At 73.3% G+C, this 16,539-nt stretch carries 19 protein-coding genes and 1 tRNA gene; 9 read left to right on the top strand and 11 right to left on the bottom strand.

Going from position 1 to position 16,539, the window contains the following annotated elements; genetic code table 11:
- Positions 1 to 62 precede the first annotated feature (62 nt).
- Positions 63 to 1,427 (top strand): allantoinase AllB, encoded by a 1,365-nt coding sequence (gene allB, locus ACGGZK_RS09325; protein ID WP_395245975.1) that lies wholly within the window; start codon positions 63 to 65, stop codon positions 1,425 to 1,427.
- Complete coding sequence (locus ACGGZK_RS09320; protein ID WP_395245974.1) at positions 1,424 to 1,939, top strand: nucleoside deaminase; 516 nt, start codon at positions 1,424 to 1,426, stop codon at positions 1,937 to 1,939. The genes allB and ACGGZK_RS09320 overlap by 4 nt, the downstream gene beginning before the upstream one ends.
- 17 nt (positions 1,940 to 1,956) lie before the next feature.
- Here ACGGZK_RS09320 and ACGGZK_RS09315 read toward each other — a convergent pair whose 3' ends face one another.
- Both ACGGZK_RS09315 and uraD read right to left on the bottom strand, forming a co-directional pair.
- Complete coding sequence (locus tag ACGGZK_RS09315; RefSeq protein ID WP_395245973.1) at positions 1,957 to 2,172, bottom strand: hydroxyisourate hydrolase; 216 nt, start codon at positions 2,170 to 2,172, stop codon at positions 1,957 to 1,959.
- A 120-nt stretch (positions 2,173 to 2,292) separates the two neighbouring features.
- The gene (gene uraD, locus ACGGZK_RS09310) at positions 2,293 to 2,847 is read right to left on the bottom strand and encodes a 2-oxo-4-hydroxy-4-carboxy-5-ureidoimidazoline decarboxylase (protein WP_395245972.1); all 555 of its coding nucleotides are present in this window, start codon (positions 2,845 to 2,847) and stop codon (positions 2,293 to 2,295) included.
- A gap of 55 nt (positions 2,848 to 2,902) precedes the next feature.
- Here uraD and ACGGZK_RS09305 point away from each other — a divergent pair, with 55 nt between their 5' ends.
- Entirely contained in the window at positions 2,903 to 3,505 is a 603-nt protein-coding gene (locus ACGGZK_RS09305) for an NTP transferase domain-containing protein (RefSeq protein ID WP_395245971.1), read from the top strand.
- 156 nt (positions 3,506 to 3,661) lie between these two features.
- On the opposite strand, the gene groL is transcribed toward ACGGZK_RS09305, so the two are convergent.
- The 5 genes from groL to ACGGZK_RS09280 form a co-directional block, all read right to left on the bottom strand.
- Positions 3,662 to 5,281, bottom strand: coding sequence for a chaperonin GroEL (gene groL, locus ACGGZK_RS09300; RefSeq protein ID WP_395245970.1), 1,620 nt, complete (start codon positions 5,279 to 5,281; stop codon positions 3,662 to 3,664).
- Positions 5,282 to 5,455: 174 nt separating this feature from the next.
- Positions 5,456 to 6,502 (bottom strand): DUF3048 domain-containing protein, encoded by a 1,047-nt coding sequence (locus ACGGZK_RS09295; RefSeq protein ID WP_395245969.1) that lies wholly within the window; start codon positions 6,500 to 6,502, stop codon positions 5,456 to 5,458.
- A gap of 116 nt (positions 6,503 to 6,618) precedes the next feature.
- Complete coding sequence (locus tag ACGGZK_RS09290) at positions 6,619 to 6,822, bottom strand: cold-shock protein (protein ID WP_395245968.1); 204 nt, start codon at positions 6,820 to 6,822, stop codon at positions 6,619 to 6,621.
- Positions 6,823 to 7,027: 205 nt separating this feature from the next.
- Positions 7,028 to 7,567: a LytR C-terminal domain-containing protein gene (locus tag ACGGZK_RS09285; protein WP_395245967.1), complete on the bottom strand. Its 540-nt coding sequence runs from the start codon at positions 7,565 to 7,567 to the stop codon at positions 7,028 to 7,030.
- Positions 7,568 to 7,595: 28 nt separating this feature from the next.
- The gene (locus tag ACGGZK_RS09280; protein WP_395245966.1) at positions 7,596 to 7,913 is read right to left on the bottom strand and encodes a DUF3263 domain-containing protein; all 318 of its coding nucleotides are present in this window, start codon (positions 7,911 to 7,913) and stop codon (positions 7,596 to 7,598) included.
- Positions 7,914 to 8,125: 212 nt separating this feature from the next.
- Between ACGGZK_RS09280 and msrB the strand changes: the two genes are divergently transcribed.
- Positions 8,126 to 8,527 (top strand): peptide-methionine (R)-S-oxide reductase MsrB, encoded by a 402-nt coding sequence (gene msrB, locus ACGGZK_RS09275; RefSeq protein ID WP_395245965.1) that lies wholly within the window; start codon positions 8,126 to 8,128, stop codon positions 8,525 to 8,527.
- 3 nt (positions 8,528 to 8,530) lie between these two features.
- Positions 8,531 to 9,082 (top strand): nitroreductase family protein, encoded by a 552-nt coding sequence (locus tag ACGGZK_RS09270; protein ID WP_395245964.1) that lies wholly within the window; start codon positions 8,531 to 8,533, stop codon positions 9,080 to 9,082.
- A 57-nt stretch (positions 9,083 to 9,139) separates the two neighbouring features.
- Here ACGGZK_RS09270 and ACGGZK_RS09265 read toward each other — a convergent pair whose 3' ends face one another.
- The 3 genes from ACGGZK_RS09265 to ACGGZK_RS09255 form a co-directional block, all read right to left on the bottom strand.
- Positions 9,140 to 10,093, bottom strand: coding sequence for a DMT family transporter (locus ACGGZK_RS09265; protein ID WP_395245963.1), 954 nt, complete (start codon positions 10,091 to 10,093; stop codon positions 9,140 to 9,142).
- A gap of 4 nt (positions 10,094 to 10,097) precedes the next feature.
- Positions 10,098 to 10,170: transfer RNA gene (locus ACGGZK_RS09260), tRNA-Thr, on the bottom strand.
- 147 nt (positions 10,171 to 10,317) lie between these two features.
- On the bottom strand, positions 10,318 to 10,926 hold the full coding sequence (locus ACGGZK_RS09255) for a DsbA family protein (protein WP_395245962.1): 609 nt from the start codon (positions 10,924 to 10,926) through the stop codon (positions 10,318 to 10,320).
- On the opposite strand from ACGGZK_RS09255, the gene ACGGZK_RS09250 reads away from it, so the two are divergent.
- From ACGGZK_RS09250 to ACGGZK_RS09240, 3 genes are all read left to right on the top strand, one after another.
- The gene (locus ACGGZK_RS09250; RefSeq protein WP_395245961.1) at positions 10,895 to 11,251 is read left to right on the top strand and encodes a hypothetical protein; all 357 of its coding nucleotides are present in this window, start codon (positions 10,895 to 10,897) and stop codon (positions 11,249 to 11,251) included. The two genes, ACGGZK_RS09255 and ACGGZK_RS09250, sit on opposite strands and share 32 nt — an antisense overlap.
- A 301-nt stretch (positions 11,252 to 11,552) precedes the next feature.
- Positions 11,553 to 12,653, top strand: coding sequence for an ABC transporter ATP-binding protein (locus ACGGZK_RS09245; RefSeq protein ID WP_395245960.1), 1,101 nt, complete (start codon positions 11,553 to 11,555; stop codon positions 12,651 to 12,653).
- Positions 12,654 to 12,732: 79 nt separating this feature from the next.
- Positions 12,733 to 14,046, top strand: coding sequence for a DUF4032 domain-containing protein (locus ACGGZK_RS09240; protein ID WP_395245959.1), 1,314 nt, complete (start codon positions 12,733 to 12,735; stop codon positions 14,044 to 14,046).
- On the opposite strand, the gene ACGGZK_RS09235 is transcribed toward ACGGZK_RS09240, so the two are convergent.
- Positions 14,036 to 15,424 carry an MFS transporter gene (locus ACGGZK_RS09235; RefSeq protein ID WP_395245958.1) on the bottom strand — a complete coding sequence of 463 codons (1,389 nt, stop codon included), beginning with the start codon at positions 15,422 to 15,424 and terminating at the stop codon, positions 14,036 to 14,038. The two genes, ACGGZK_RS09240 and ACGGZK_RS09235, sit on opposite strands and share 11 nt — an antisense overlap.
- A gap of 107 nt (positions 15,425 to 15,531) precedes the next feature.
- Between ACGGZK_RS09235 and ACGGZK_RS09230 the strand changes: the two genes are divergently transcribed.
- Entirely contained in the window at positions 15,532 to 16,524 is a 993-nt protein-coding gene (locus ACGGZK_RS09230) for a GlxA family transcriptional regulator (protein ID WP_395245957.1), read from the top strand.
- Positions 16,525 to 16,539 lie beyond the last annotated feature (15 nt).

Here is a 16,539-nt window from a genome sequence, read left to right as displayed (position 1 = left end):
GCGTGCCGTGCGCCGCAACGAGCCGGAAACGGAGCGCTGTTATCGTCCCCCGCGGAGGCACCATGACCCAGCGCGACGACCTGTTCGACCTCGTGATCCGCGCCGAGCGCGCGCTCGTCGGCGGCTCGTTCCGCCCGGCCGCGATCGGCATCCGCGACGGCGCCATCGCGGCGGTGGCGGATGCCTCGGCCGCGCTGCCGACCTCCCGTACGGTGACGCTCGCCGCCGACGAGGTGCTCCTGCCCGGCGTGGTCGACACCCACGTGCACGTGAACGAGCCCGGCCGCACCGAGTGGGAGGGGTTCGCGAGCGCGACCCGCGCGGCCGCGGCAGGCGGCGTCACGACCATCCTCGACATGCCGCTGAACAGCATCCCGCCGACCGTCGACCCCGACGCGCTCGCAGTCAAGCGCGCCGTCGCCGGGCCGAAGGCTGTCGTCGACGTCGGGTTCTGGGGCGGGGCGGTGCCCGGCAACCTCGGCCGGCTCCGCGACCTGCACGAGGCCGGCGTGTTCGGGTTCAAGGCGTTCCTCGCCCCGTCGGGCGTCGACGAGTTCCCGCACCTCGATCCCGCCGGGCTCCGCGCCGCGCTCGAGGAGCTCGCCGAGTTCGACGGGCTGCTCATCGTGCACGCCGAGGACCCGGGCGTGCTCGACCACCACGAGAACGCCGGCGGGGCGAGCTACCGCCGATTCGTCGACTCCCGCCCACCTGAGGCGGAGCTCGTCGCCATCGGGCGCGTCATCGACGGGATCCGGGCGACGGGCGGCCGCGCGCACATCCTGCACCTGTCGTCGGCGGCGGCCCTCTCGCTCATCGCCGAGGCGAAGGCGGAGGGGCTGCGGCTCACCGCGGAGACGTGCCCGCACTACCTCGTGCTCGACGCCGAGCACATCCCCGACGGAGCCACCGAGTTCAAGTGCTGCCCGCCGATCCGCGACGAGGGCAACCGCGACCGGCTCTGGCAGGGCCTCCTCGACGGCACGATCGACCTCGTCGTCTCCGACCACTCGCCGGCCACCGCCGACCTCAAGCTCGGGTTCGACGGCGACTTCGGCCGGGCGTGGGGCGGCATCGCGGGCCTCCAGCTCGGCCTCGCGAACACGTGGACCGAGGCATCCCGACGCGGCATCCCCCTCGAGCGCGTGCTCGAGTGGATGTCGGCCGGGCCCGCCCGCTTCGCCGGCCTCGACCGCAAGGGACGCATCGAGGTGGGCGCCGACGCCGACCTCGTCGCCTTCGCGCCCGAGGCCGAGTTCACCGTCGTGCCCGCCGAACTCGCGCACCGCAACCCCGTCTCGGCGTTCGCCGGGCGGCGGCTGCGCGGGATCGCGGTGCGCACCTGGCTGCGCGGGCTGCCGATCGGCGACGCCCCCACCGCCCCGCGCGGCCGACTCCTGACGGCGAAGGAAGGGACCCCCGCATGACCGACACCACCATCCGACCAGCCGCACCCGAAGCCGACGCAGCCGCCGTCGACCGCGCCTGGCTGCAGCAGGCCGTCGCGCTTGCGGTCGAGAACGTCGAGGCCGGCGGCGGCCCGTTCGGCGCCGTCATCGTGCGCGACGGCGAACTGCTCGCGATCGGCCAGAACCGGGTCACCCGCGACCTCGACCCGACCGCGCACGCCGAGGTCTCGGCGATCCGCGCGGCCTGCCGGGCGGCCGGCGACTTCTCGCTCGCCGGTGCGACGCTCTACACCTCGTGCGAGCCGTGCCCGCTGTGCCTGGCCGCGTCGCTCTGGGCGCGGCTCGACCGCATCGTGTTCGCCGCCGACCGGCACGACGCCGCCGAGGGCGGGTTCGACGACCGCGCCTTCTACGAGCTGTTCTCGCGCGACCGCGCCGAGTGGGAGACCGCCGTCGAGGAGCTCCGGATCGCCGACGCGCCGGCGCCGTTCACCGCGTGGATCGCGAAGGGCGACCGGGTCGACTACTGAGCGGCGGGCCGCCGCGCTCAGCTCCCCCGGTACGTCGAGTACGCGAACGGGCTGAGCAGCAGCGGCACGTGGTAGTGCTCGTCGGCCGCGGCCAGCTCGAACGTGATCGCGACCTCGGGGTAGAAGGTCGGGCGGTCGCGGAAGTACGCGGCCGTGTCGAACACGACGCGGTACACCCCCTCCGGCAGCGCCTCCGGCCCGAGCGACGACGTACGGCCGTCGGCGTCGGTCACGGCCTCGCCGACCGCCTCCCAGCCGGTCGCACCACGCGAACTCGAGCCGCACGGCCACCCCGGCCGCCGGACGACCCGACGCGGCGTCGAGCACGTGGCTCGTGACGTGGCTGCGCGCACTCACGCCGCGGCCCCGATCGGCGCGGCGGCGCCGCCGAAGGTGGCCTCGAGGCGCAGCAGCATGATCTGCCGCAGCTGCTCGCCCACGACCTCCAGCTCGGATGCCTCGTCGAGCCGCAGCCGTCGCTCGAGCTCGGCGAGGATCTCGACGCGCGACCGTCCGGCGGCACGGATGAGGAACACGCGGTCGAACCGGGCCTCGTAGGCCGCGTTGCCCGCGGCGATCGCGGATGCGAGTTCCCGGTCGTCGGCATCCGACGACGCCTGCTCGGCGCGGGAGAACCGCTGTTCGGCGCCGTCGCCGACCGGCTTCTCGCCGATGCGCGGGTGGCTCGCGAGCGCCTCGTCGATCTCCGCCTCGTCGAGCGGGGTCGCCGCGCCCGCCGCCGCCTCGGCGAGGTCGTCGAACGACGCGAACGGGGCCCCCGCCGCGACGTCGTCGATCCAGCGGCGCACATGCAGGCAGGCCGCCAGGTCGGCGCGGAACCGGCTCGCGGCCTCGCCCGCCCCGGGGGCTCCTCGCTCGGAACGGACGTCGGATTCGTGCTGCGCCACCGGGCCTCCTCGTCGCCGCTCGCACCGGGGGCTCGCGGCTCGGTTAACTGTAGCCATGACCGATCGACTCGTCGGGGTGCTCCTCGCAGCGGGAGCGGGCTCGCGCATGGGCGGCCCGAAGGCGCTCGTGCGCGACGCGATCACGGGCGAGCCGTGGACGGTCGGAGCGGTGCGGATGCTCCGCGACGCCGGGTGCGGGCGGGTGATCGTCGTGCTCGGCGGGGGCGCCGACGAGGCGCGGGCGCTCCTGGCGCGCGACTCCGGCAGCGGGGTCGACGGCATCGACAGCGCCGTCGAGGTCGTGGTCGCCGAGGACTGGGCGTCGGGCCTCGCGGCCTCGTTCCGCGCGGGCCTCCGGGCCGCGGCGACGACGACGGCGGATGCCGCGCTCCTGACCCTCGTCGACCTGCCGGGCCTGCCGCCGGCGGCGGGGGCCCGGGTCGTCGCCGCAGCGGGGCCGGATCTCGCCGGCGCGGCCGCGCGCGCCGTGTACGACGGCCGCCCGGGGCATCCGGTGCTCATCGGCCGCGACCACTGGACGGAGGCCGCGGCGGCCGTGCACGGGGACGCCGGGGCCGGTGCGTGGCTGCGGGCGGTCGGCGCGATCGAGGTCGAGTGCGGCGATCTGGCCGACGGGCGCGACCGCGACTCCCGGTGATCGGGGAGTGACGAAGCGTATCCACCGCACCCGGCGGGGTCTCGACACGGTCGCTTCGCTCCCTGCTCGACCGGCGGCGACGAGCGCGGGAACGGCGAAGGGCGCCTCCCGGAGGAGACGCCCTTCGCGCTGGAACCGTGTTCGGTCGTGGACTCCTTAGAAGTCCATGCCGCCCGTCGGGTCGCCGACCGGTGCGGCGGCCTTCTCGGGCTTGTCGGCGACGACGGCCTCGGTGGTGAGGAACAGGCCCGCGATCGACGCGGCGTTCTGCAGCGCCGAACGGGTCACCTTGGCCGGGTCGATGATGCCCTGCGCGAGCAGGTCGCCGTACTCGCCGGTCGCGGCGTTGAGGCCGTGGCCGTCGGGCAGCTCGGCGACCTTGTTCGCCACGACGCCCGGCTCGAGGCCCGCGTTGAGGGCGATCTGCTTGAGCGGGGCCTCGATCGCGACGCGCACGATGTTCGCACCGGTCGCCTCGTCGCCCGAGAGCTCGAGCTTGGCGAACGCCTTGGCACCGGCCTGGATGAGGGCGACGCCACCACCGGCGACGATGCCCTCCTCGACGGCGGCCTTCGCGTTGCGGACGGCGTCCTCGATGCGGTGCTTGCGCTCCTTGAGCTCGACCTCGGTGGCCGCGCCGGCCTTGATGACGGCGACGCCGCCGGCGAGCTTGGCGAGGCGCTCCTGCAGCTTCTCGCGGTCGTAGTCGGAGTCGGTGTTCTCGATCTCCTGGCGGATCTGCGCCACGCGGCCGGCGATCTGCTCGGCGTCGCCGGCACCCTCGACGATCGTGGTCTCGTCCTTGGTGATGACGACCTTGCGGGCCTGGCCGAGCAGGTCGAGCGTGACGTTCTCGAGCTTGAGGCCGAGCTCCTCCGAGATGACCTGGCCACCGGTGAGGATGGCGATGTCCTGGAGCTGCGCCTTGCGACGGTCGCCGAAGCCGGGGGCCTTGACGGCGACCGACTTGAAGATGCCGCGCACCTTGTTGACGATGAGGGTCGCGAGGGCCTCGCCGTCGACGTCCTCGGCGATGATGAGGAGCTGCTTGCCCGTCTGGATCACCTTGTCGACGATCGGGAGCAGGTCCTTGATGTTCGAGACCTTGGAGTTCGCGATGAGGATGTACGGGTCCTCGAAGACCGCCTCCTGGCGCTCCGGGTCGGTGACGAAGTACGCCGACAGGTAGCCCTTGTCGAAGCGCATGCCCTCGGTCAGCTCGAGCTCGGTGCCGAAGGTGTTCGACTCCTCGACGGTGACGACGCCCTCCTTGCCGACCTTGTCGATCGCCTCGGCGATGATCTCGCCGATCTGCGGGTCGGCAGCCGAGATCGACGCGGTCGCGGCGATCTCGTCCTTGGTCTCGATCTCCTTGGCGGCGGTGAGGAGCTCCTCCGAGACGGCCGCGACGGCCTTCTCGATGCCGCGCTTGAGCGAGATGGGGTCGGCGCCTGCGGCGACGTTGCGGAGGCCCTCGCGGACGAGCGCCTGGGCGAGGACGACCGAGGTCGTGGTGCCGTCGCCGGCGACGTCGTCGGTCTTCTTGGCGACCTCCTTGACCAGCTCGGCGCCGATCTTCTCGTACGGGTCGTCGAGCTCGATCTCCTTGGCGATCGACACGCCGTCGTTCGTGATGGTGGGGGCGCCCCACTTCTTCTCGAGGACGACGTTGCGGCCGCGCGGGCCGAGGGTCACCTTGACGGCGTCGGCGAGCGTGTTGAGGCCACGCTCGAGCCCACGACGGGCTTCCTCGTTGAAAGCGATGATCTTTGCCATGTGTGTCTCTCGTGCCTTCCCGGACGGATGTTCTGGGGTTAGCACTCAGGTCAGATGAGTGCCAACAGAGATTCTGGCACTCGCATGCCGAGAGTGCAAGCGGGCGGGCGGTCGCGCGACACCCGGCGCAACAGGCGCGCGCCACGCGGCGGATGTCCCGCCCGGGGCATCCCGTCAGGGCGTGAACGCCACCGACCCGTCGTTCGGCACGAGCTCGAACCACGTGTTCCCCGGCGCGAGCCGGAGCGGCGACCCGTCGTCGGCGGTCAGCACGATCGGCGACGTGCGACCGGCCTTGCTCCACGAACCGTGCGCGGTCCGGCCGGCGACCGACACCCACACCTCGCCGGTGCCGTCGAGCACGGTGCGCGGCACCTCGCCGTAGGTCCAGTCGATGGAGACCCGCATGGTGACGACGTTGGTGGCGCGCACCCGGTCCCCGGACGCCTCGGTGTCGGGCGAGCCCTCCTGCGAGCGCAGCCACGCCCCGGCGCCTCCGTCCCACTCCCACGACGGGAACCGCGCGTCCGAGAAGACGGCGTCGATCCGCGACGTGGTCGCGGCCGCGTAGCGCGGGTCGGCGAGCGGATCGGCGGTGCCGTACGCGTACTGCGCCGGCGGCGGCGCCACGTCGGGGTACCGCGAGACCGCCTCGGCGGCCTCCAGGATCACGTCGTGCGGTCCGGGCCGCTCGTCGGCACGATAGAAGAGGCCGGTGTCGTCGTAGTCGAACACGAGGTTCACGAGCCCGGAGTCCTGCATCATCTGCACGAACACGTCCTGGCCGCCCGAGTAGGCGACGAGGCCGCCGAACGGCGAGATGATGTCGGGGTCCATCGGGCGGATGGAGCGCACCGGCCCGACCTCGTCCGGGACATCCGAATGCCACACCGCGACGTAGCGGGTGATGCCGCCCTCGACGAGTTCCTCGAACACGAGGTCCGTGCGGTTCAGCGCGATCTGCGGCCGCGCCTCCTCGTGGTTGTCGATCTTCACCGACAGCGACGGATGCTGCAGCGCCGCGGCGACCGCCGGCGTGCCGCGCAGCGGGGCGAACGCGATCGGCACCGCGTCGACGTCTGCGGCCGGGCGCGACGGCGCCTCGGTGGGCGTGGGGGTCGGCGTGGGCTCGGCGCCCGTGCACGCGACCAGGAGCACCGCGGACGCGACCAGCGCGAACCCGGTGCCGAGACGGCGGATCAGGGCCCCTCTACCTGACATGGCGTCATGCTAGTGACGCCCGCGCGGCGCACCGCGCGCCACGCGGACGGGTTCGTCCGGAAACGTCGAACGCGCCGCCCGGATCAGCCGGGCGGCGCGTTCGCGAGTCCAGTGCCTCAGGCCGGGCGGACCGACTCCGCCTGCGGGCCCTTGGAGCCCGTGCCGACCTCGAAGACGACCGCCTGGCCCTCCTCGAGCACCTTGTAGCCGGCCATGTCGATCGCGGAGAAGTGGACGAACACGTCCTGGCCCCCGCCTTCGACCGTGATGAACCCGTATCCCTTTTCAGCGTTGAACCACTTGACGGTTCCGTTCGCCATGCGTTGCTCCCAATGTGTTGCAGTGTCGTCAGCACGTGCCTGTCGCCAGTACCGGGCCCCCCTTCGTGCTGACATCGCACCTTGGGAGGTGCTGGGCGTTTCACACGGGAACGAGCGGCCACGTCCATTCAGTCATCCGCCACCGCGCCCGCACAAGAGCCCCGGCGCAACGAAATGTCGCAGAATGGCAACGATTCGACGCGGATCAGCCGCCCACCGCGGTCGCGTAGTCGGATCCGAGCACGAGGACGAGCGGCGTGCCGATCTCGGCGAACTTCGCGTCGTAGCGCACCTCGCTCTCGGGGATGGCGGCCGCGACGCCGCGGGCGGCGCCCTCGAGCTCGGGCGCCGCGTAGTACACGTAGGTCTCGGTCAGGTCGGTCTCGCTCGCGTTCGTCACGGTGCCGACCGGGATGCCGGCCGCGGTGAGCTGCTCGCCGGCCTTCGCGGCGAGGCCGGAGACGGTGGTGCCGTTCAGCACGGTGACGGGCACGTCCGGGGCGACGGTCGGCTCGGCCGTCGCGGTCGGCGTGGGCGTCGGGGTCGGCACGGCCTCGTCGGTGAGGCCCTGGTTCACGAACATGATGCCGACCACGCCGGCGCCGATGATCACCGCGGTCGCGAGCGCCGCCCAGCCGAACCGGATCCACCCGGCGCCGCGGCGCGCGGGGGCGCGATGGGCGCCGATGCGCTCGATGCCGTTCGGGATCGCGTCGAACCGGTCGCGGGGGAACTTCTGCGCCATGGGATCCAGTCGGGGTCGGGGGCCGGGCTCAGTCGAGCGGTCGGCCGAGGCTGAGGGTGCGGGTCCGGCGCGTCGCGCGACGGGCATCGCGCAGGCGCAGGAGTCGCTTGACGAGCATCGGATCGTGCCGGAGCGCGGCGGGCGAGTCGAGCAGGTCGCCGAGGATCCGATAGTAGCGAGGGGCCGACAGGTCGAACTCGGCGCGGATCGCCTCCGCCTTCGAGCCCTCGTCGCGGTGGGGGCGCGACTCGAAGTCGAGGATCCGGCGCGCGCGTTCGTCGAGCGCACCGGTGCCGGAACCGTCGGCGGCGGCGCGGTCGGTCGACGGATGCGGGACCGCCTCCATGCGCACCTCCACTCGCGGCGGACGGATGCCCGCTCGGTCGCCATCCTAGGCAGTCCTCGGCTGGGAGGGCGCCGAGGGGCACGGCGTGTGCGCGCGGGAACAGCCCCGGCACCGGGCGCGTTGCAGGTCAGGGCGGATTAGGCTCGCAGGGGCGATCCGCGGGCCGAGGCATCCGAACGGCCCGTCCGCCACGCCGAGAGAAGGAGTCCCCCATGTCGTACCGCGTCGAGAAGAGCGACCAGGAGTGGCGTGACGAGCTCGACCCCGAGCAGTTCGCGGTGCTCCGCGAGGCCGCCACCGAGCGCCCGTGGACCGGTGAGCTGCTCGACGAGAGCCGGGCCGGCATCTACACCTGTGCGGCCTGCAACGCCGAGCTGTTCAAGAGCGGCACGAAGTTCGACTCCGGGTGCGGCTGGCCGAGCTTCTACGAGTCGGTGCGTCCCGAGGCCGTCGAGCTCATCGAGGACACGTCGCTCGGGATGGTCCGCACCGAGGTCCGCTGCGCGGCCTGCGGCTCGCACCTCGGCCACGTCTTCCCCGACGGGTTCGGCACGCCGACCGGCGACCGCTACTGCATGAACTCGCTCGCGCTCGGGTTCACGCCCGAGGCCTGATCCGTGGCATCCGCTCGCGACGCGGCGCTCGCGCGCCGGTCGTCGCCGAAGGTGACGGATGCCTCGCCCACCGACGGGGAGCTCGCGGAACTGCTCGAGGCCGCTGGGCGGGTCGCCGACCACGCCGCGCTCGCCCCGTGGCGGGTCGTCGCCCTCCGCGGCGACGCCCGCGTCCGGCTCGGCGACGCGCTGGCGGAGGCATCCGGCCTCGAGGGCGACGCGGCCGCGAAGCTGGCCGGCAAGCCCCTGCGCGCACCGCTGCTCGTGGCCGTGGTCGCCCGGGTGACCGAGCACCCGAAGGTGCCGGCGTGGGAGCAGGAGGCCGTCGCCGCGGGCGTCGGGCACCTGCTCAGCCTGCTGCTCGACGACGCCGGGTGGGGCGTGATGTGGCGCACCGGCCCGCACACCCGGCACGCGGCCGTGGCCCGCATGCACGGGCTCGAGGGCGACGAGCGGCTGCTCGGCTGGCTGTACGTCGGCGGCCGGCCCGGCGACGAACGCCGGGAGCGTCGCGGGGCCTCCGCGGCCGCGGGGCGCCTGCGCGTGCTCGCCTGAGCCTTCCCCGGTCCCGCGGCGCCCGGCCCCGCGCCGCCCGACCCCGGGCGACCCGGCTCAGCGCCGCGCCGGCAGGGTCGCGACGACCACCGCGACGAACGCGAGGAGCGCCCCGCCCACCGTCGCGAACTCGACCGCCGCCGCCGAGGTCGGCAGCACCAGGTCGAGCACGAGCGCCGCGGCGAGCTGCCCGGCCACGCCCGCGAGTGCCAGCACGAGCACGCCGATCGTGCGCACGACCGCCGCCTGCGCGGCGATGAACACGCAGCCGAGCGCACCGCCGACGTAGAGCCACGGTTCGGTCGGCATCGAGTCGGGCAGGCCCGCGATGCCCGCGTGCACGAGGAGCACGACCAGGAGGGCCGCGGTGCCCACCGCGAAGTTCACCACCGTCGAGGTGAGCGCGCTGCCCGCGGCCGACTTCACCCGGCCGTTGACGGCCTGCTGCCAGGCCACGCCGAGGCCGGCGGTGAACGGGAGCACCACCAGCCAGAGGTCGATCTCGTGCGCCACCTGCACCGACATCGCCCAGCCGATCGCCGCCAGGGCCAGGAGCGCGCCGACGACGCGGGAGCCGGTGACCGGCCTGCGGCCGCCCGGTCCCACGCCGAGCACGTCGAACGCGAGGCCGCCGACGGTCTGGCCGGCCACGATCGCCACGGTGAACACCGCCACCCCGACGGCGGCGGCCGAGAGGGTCTGCGTGGTCACGAACCAGGCGCCGGCGAGACCGCCGAGGAGCATCCACCAGCGCAGCTCCCGCGCCCGCAGCGCCTGCCGCACCCCGGCGAAGCCGACGCGACCCGGACGCCACGCCAGCAGCACGACGAGCAGGATGAGCAGTCCCGAGCCGAACGACACCGCCGCGGCGACGGTGGAGTCGCCGGTGCGTGCGGCGAGCTGCCCGTTGATGCGCGACTGGACGGCCGTCAGCATGCCGGCGCCCACCGCCACCGCGACCGCGGCCCAGACCGGAATCCCCCGCCGGGCGGGTGCGTGCAGTTGATCCATAGGGAGCCGACTGCGGGACTCGAACCCGCAACCCCCGTATTACAAGTACGGTGCGCTACCAATTGCGCCAAGCCGGCCGGGATGCCTGCGCATCCACCGCGTCATCCTATCGCCGCGAGCGGCCGCGCCCCGCGTCGAGCGGGCACGCGGTGCGCCGGGAGCCGGCCGGGAACGCACGAGGGCCCGGCCGAACGGCCGGGCCCTCGAAGGACGACGTGTCGCGACTACGACGCCGGGGTGGGCGTCGGGGTCGGGGTCGCGGTCGACTCGGTGAAGCTCTCGCTCGCGGCCTGCGTGACGAAGGCCTGGAACTCGCTCGGGTCGGAGAGCGAGCCCTGGTACTGCTTGCCGTTCACGAGCACCGTCGGGGTGCCGGTGATGGCCTGCAGGTCGGAGTTCGGGACCGGCTGCGTCAGGGCGCGGGTCGTGGCATCCTCGACGAACGACTTGAACCGCGTCTCGTCGATGCAGGAGTTCACCTGGGACAGCGACCCGACGCCGGCCTCCTCGGCGAGCGACTTGATGTCGTCGTTGCTGAGGCCGGTCGAGCCCTCCTCGGGCTGGTTCTCGAACAGCAGGTCGTGGAAGTCGAGGAACGAGTCGGCCGAGAGGTCGGCGACGCAGGCCGCGGCGTTCGCGGCCCGCAGCGAGTACTGCGTGCCGGCGGACTTGTTCGTGAGGATCGCGATCGGGTGCACCTCGAGGGTCGCCGCACCCGATTCGACCATGGTCCGGATGTTCGCCGCGTTGGTCGACTCGAACTGGCCGCAGAAGGGGCAGAGGTAGTCGACGTACATCACGATGTTCGCGACGTTGCCGCTGTCGTCCTGCACGGTCGGCGTCGGGTCCTCGCCCGCGTCGAGCGCGGGGGTTCTCGACGGCGGTGATCGTGCCGTCGGCGCCCGTCAGCACGATGCCGTCGCTCGCCATGTTGCGCGGGCCGGGGCCGTCGGGGCGGACGCTGTTGAAGATCAGCGTGCCGATGAGGGCGGCGATCGCCACCAGCGCGACGATGATGCCGCCCTGGATCAGGAACTTGTTCCGACGCTCGCGCTTCTTCTGCTCCTCGCGGAGCACCCGTGCCTTCTCGCGCGCAGCCTCTCGGCGGTCGTTACGGGACGGGCGTGGCTGGTTGGAGCCGCCATTGGTCATCGATGAACACTCCGGGGTCGCTGTGGGGGCGTGCGCGATTGCATGCGAACGCACCCACGATAGTAGGAACGGTGTCTGGGAATCCGCCATGACGGATGCTCCGCTCCGCATTTCCGGGGGAGCGCTCCCCCGGTGCGAGTCCGGTGCGAGGCCGGTCCGAGGCGGCTCCGAGACCGCTCCGAGGCCGCCCCGGCCGAAGTTGCGGATAGCGCATCCCGTGCGATACTTGTCGGGCGTCGCTGGCGACGCGTTCATCCATTCACTACGGATCGTCCGGCACGTACCTGCCGGTGAAGGAGAAAGAACCATGGCATCCGTCACGTTCGACAAGGCCACGCGCCTCTACCCGGGCGGCACGCGTCCGGCCGTCGACCAGCTCGACCTGGAGATCGCCGACGGCGAGTTCCTCGTCCTCGTCGGCCCCTCGGGCTGCGGCAAGTCCACGTCGCTGCGCATGCTCGCCGGCCTCGAAGAGGTCAACGACGGCAACATCTTCATCGGCGAGCGCAACGTCACCGACGTCCCGCCGAAGGACCGCGACATCGCGATGGTGTTCCAGAACTACGCGCTGTACCCGCACATGACCGTCGCCGAGAACATGGGCTTCGCGCTCAAGATCGCCGGCGTCGGCAAGGACGAGCGCGCCACCCGCGTCCTCGAGGCCGCGAAGCTCCTCGACCTCGAGCCCTACCTCAACCGCAAGCCGAAGGCGCTCTCGGGCGGCCAGCGTCAGCGCGTCGCCATGGGCCGCGCGATCGTGCGCCAGCCGCAGGTGTTCCTCATGGACGAGCCGCTGTCGAACCTCGACGCCAAGCTCCGCGTCCAGACCCGCACCCAGATCGCGTCGCTCCAGCGCCGTCTCGGCGTCACCACGGTCTACGTCACGCACGATCAGACCGAGGCGCTCACCATGGGCGACCGCATCGCCGTGCTGAAGGACGGCGTGCTCCAGCAGGTCGGCACCCCGCGCGACCTCTACGAGAAGCCGCAGAACGTGTTCGTCGCGGGCTTCATCGGCTCGCCGGCCATGAACCTGTTCCACGCGGACCTCGTCGAGGGCGGCGTCAAGTTCGGCACCGCCACGGTGCCGGTCGAGCGCGACACCCTCGCCGCCGCCTCCGGCTCGATCGCCACCATCGGCGTCCGTCCCGAGGACATCACGGTCTCGACGACCGCCGGCGAGGGCCTCCAGGTCGTCGTCGACCTCGTCGAGGAGCTCGGCGCCGACGGCTACCTCTACGGCCACTCGGAGATCGAGGGCAAGCGCACCGACATCGTCGCGCGCGTCGACGGCCGTACGCACCCGTTCGCGGGCGACACGGTGTACCTCACCGCGACCCCGAACCACGTGCACGTGTTCGACGCCGAGTCGGGCGAGCGCCTCGGCAACAAGGCGATCGTCCACTGATCTCCTGCACTGCAGTCGGCGATGCCGGTCGGACCTCGGTCCGGCCGGCATCGCCGTTTCCGGCTACGCTGAAGGCGACATGAGCGGCTCACTCTCGATCACGTCGGCCATGGCCGATCCCGCACTCCTCGACCTCCCGTGGCACCTGCCGCTCGAGGCCTGGCCGAACGAGACCATCGCGGCCCTCCCCAAGGGCATCTCCCGGCACCTCGTGCGCTTCGCGCACCTGTCGGGCCACGTCGTGGCGATCAAGGAGACGACCGCCGAGATGGCCCGCGGCGAGTACGAGATGCTGCGCACGCTGCAACGCCTCGAGATCCCGTGCGTCGAGCCCGTCGCGGTCATCACCAACCGCTCCGACGCCGATGGCGAGGAGCTGAAGCCGACGCTCGTCACCCGGCACCTGCGCTTCTCCCTGCCGTACCGCGCGCTGTTCTCGCAGACGCTCCGGCCCGACACCGCGACCCGCCTGGTCGACGCCCTCGCCGTGCTGCTCGTGCGCCTGCACATCGTCGGCTTCTTCTGGGGCGACGTGTCGCTGTCGAACACCCTGTTCCGTCGCGACGCCGGCGCGTTCGCCGCGTACCTGGTCGACGCGGAGACGGGCAAGCTCTACGAGGGCGGCCTCTCGAACGGGCAGCGCGAGAACGACCTCGAGATCGCCCGCGTGAACATCGCCGGCGAGCTCCTCGACCTCGAGGCCGGCGGCCGGGTCGCCGACGAGCTCGACCCGGTGCGCATCTCGAACGGCATCGTCGACGCATACCGCAAGCTGTGGGTCGAGCTCACGGGTTCCGAGTCGTTCGCGACGACCGAGCGCTGGCGCATCAACGAGCGGGTGCAGCGCCTCAACGACCTCGGGTTCGACATCGAGGAACTCGCGATCCGCACCGACGAGTCCGGCACGACCGTGCGCATCCAGCCGAAGGTCGTCGACGCCGGCCACCACCAGCGCCGCCTGCTCCGCCTCACGGGGCTCGACGCCGGCGAGAACCAGGCCCGCCGCCTGCTCAACGACCTCGACTCGTACCGTGCCGCCTACGGCAAGGCCGACCTCGACGAGGAGATGGTCGCGCACGAGTGGCTGATGCGGGTGTTCGAGCCGGTCGTCCGCGCGATCCCGGGCGACCTGCGTCGGAAGCTCGAGCCGGCCGAGGTGTTCCACCAGCTCCTCGAGCACCGCTGGTTCCTCGCGCAGCAGTCGGGGCACGACATCCCCCTCGCCGAGGCGGTCACGAGCTACGTGAACACCGTGCTCCGCCACCGTCGCGACGAGGCGACCATCATCGACCCGCCGACCGGCACCATCACGGCCGCGATCCCCGTGCTCGACACCTCGGCCATCGCGGTCGTCGACCCCGACGACGCGGGCGACTGGCGGCTCAAGGTCTGACCTCCGGGCCGACGACGCCGCCGCCGCGCTCCGCCGTCGGTGCGGAGCGGCGCGACCGCCGGACCCGCCCGGCCGCGGCGAAGCCCGTCAGCGCGAGCCATCCGACCAGCGCGACCCCGGCGACCACCTCGATCGTGCTCGTCCCCCGCCAGCCGAGGCCCGCGAACGCCGCCGCCGACACGAGCGACGCCGCAACCGTCGCCGCTCCTCCGACGCCCTCGGCGAGCGACTGGAGCCGGCCGCCGCGTCCGGGCGGGTAGGAGCGCAGCAGCAGGGCGGTTCCGGCGACGTACAGGAGGTTCCAGCCGAGCCCGATGAGCGCCATGGCGGCGACCATCGGCGCCAGCGCGTCGCCCATCGCGCCGACCACGCCGCTCAGCGCGACGATCGCGGCCCCGGCGGCGGCGATCGGGCGCGGGCCCCATCGCTCGGTCAGCCGACCGGTGACGAGCGACGGCAGGAACATGCCGACGAGGTGCCACTGGATGAGCGAGGCGCCCTCGGCACCGTGGTGGCCGGCGTGCGCCCCGGCGAGCGGGCCGACCGCCATCATCAGCACCATGGTCGCGCCCGCGAACGGCAGCACGACGAGCGCGGTCCGGGCGTCGCGGTTGCGGAGGCCCTCGCGGATCGCGATGGGGCCGGTTGCGGGCCCGTCGGCCGCGCTGGAACCCTCGGACGCGGCTCCGCGGGCCCGCGCCCGAGACGGCGCCCTCGTCGGCGCCGGCTCGCGCGAGACCGTGCGGATGAGCACCGCCGACGCCGCGGCGAGCAGCGCGACGAGCAGGAACGACCCGACGTACGGCGTCGCGAGCACCGAGGAGGCGGCGACGGCCGCGAACGGCCCCACCACGGCCGCCACGAGCCCGCCGAGCAGCACCGCCGACAGCGCGCGCTCGCGTCCTCCGGCCGGCGCGAGGTCGGCGGCCAGGTATCGGATGTATCCACCCATGCCCTGGTGCACGCCGACGAGGGCGGTCCCGATCCCGAGGACCCAGAACGACCCGGCCACCGCGCCCGCCGCGGCGACGAGCGCCCCGACCGCGCCGACGAGGGCGCCGGCCGACATGGTGCGCCGGTAGCCCCAGCGGCCGGCGACGAACCCGCCCGCGACCGATGCCAGGAACGCGGCCGCCATCGCCAGGGTGAGCGGGACCGTCGCGAGCAGCGGGGTGGGCGCGAGGGCGAGCCCGGCGAGGGCGGTGAGGGTGAGGTCGGCGCTGGCGACGCAGTAGTGCAGCGCCTGCGCGGCGACGAGCCGGGCGAGGTCGCCGCGGGCGCGGCGCCCGGCGTCGGCGACGGCGAGGGCGCGCGCGGCCGACTCGTCGTCGGCGAATGCCCCGGCCGCGGTCGGGTCGGTCGAACGGTCGATGGCCATGCTGCTCCCTCGTGTGCGCGGCTCCGTGCCGGCGCGACCCTCAGTCTCCCGAGGGCTTCGTCTCGGGCACGAGTGGCAGAATCGACGTTCTCCGCTAGCATTCGGCCATGGCCGATGCATCCCGCCCGCACCTCGTCGTCGTGCTCGCCCTCGAGGGCGTGCTCGCGCTCGACCTCGGCATCCCCGTGCAGGTGTTCGGCGAGGAGCTCGACGCGTACGAGGTGCGCATCGCCTCCCCGTCGTCGACCGTCGCATTCGGCGGAGGCGCCACCCTCGCCCCCGCCACCGGGCTCGAGGCGCTCCGGTCGGCCGACACCGTCATCGTGCCGGGCTACGACCGCAGCATCCCCGTGCCCGAGGCCACCCGCGCGGCGCTCCGCGCGGCCGCGGCCCGCGGCGCCCGCATGGTCTCGATCTGCACCGGGGCGTTCGCCCTCGCGGAGGCCGGCCTGCTCGACGGACGCCCCGCGACCACGCACTGGCGCCACTGCGCGGCGCTGCGTGAGACGTTCCCGACCGTCGACGTCGACCCGGACGTGCTGTTCGTCGACGACGGCGACGTGCTCACGTCGGCGGGCGTCGCGGCCGGCATCGACCTGTGCCTGCACCTCATCGCGCGCGACCACGGCGCGGCGGCCGCCAATCGCCGCGCCCGCGGCATCGTCGCGGCCCCCCGGCGCGAGGGCGGCCAGGCCCAGTTCATCGAGCACGCGCCCGTGGTGGGCGACGATCGCCTCGCCGCGACCCGCGAGTGGATGCTCCGCTCGCTCCACGAGCCGGTCACCGTGCGGGCGATGGCCGAGCACAGCCGCACGTCGGTGCGCACCTTCGCGCGCCGGTTCACCGCGAGCACCGGCAGCACCCCGCTGCGGTGGCTGCACGCCCAGCGGGTGGAGCGGGCGCGGGAACTCCTGGAGACCACCGACCTGCCGGTCGACGACGTCGCGAGCCGCAGCGGCCTCGGCAGCCCGGCGAACTTCCGCGTGCACTTCAAGCGCGCGACCGGGCTGGCACCGCAGCAGTACCGTCGGGCGTTCGGGCGGGACATCCGCCTCGCCGATGCCGGCTCCGCGAGCACCGGGGGCCGCCGCAGCCCCTGACCACGGGCCGGCAGC

It is taken from the genome of Agromyces sp. MMS24-K17 (assembly GCF_043950245.1).
Lineage (GTDB): Bacteria > Actinomycetota > Actinomycetes > Actinomycetales > Microbacteriaceae > Agromyces.
This window is presented reverse-complemented; position numbering and strand designations above follow the sequence as displayed.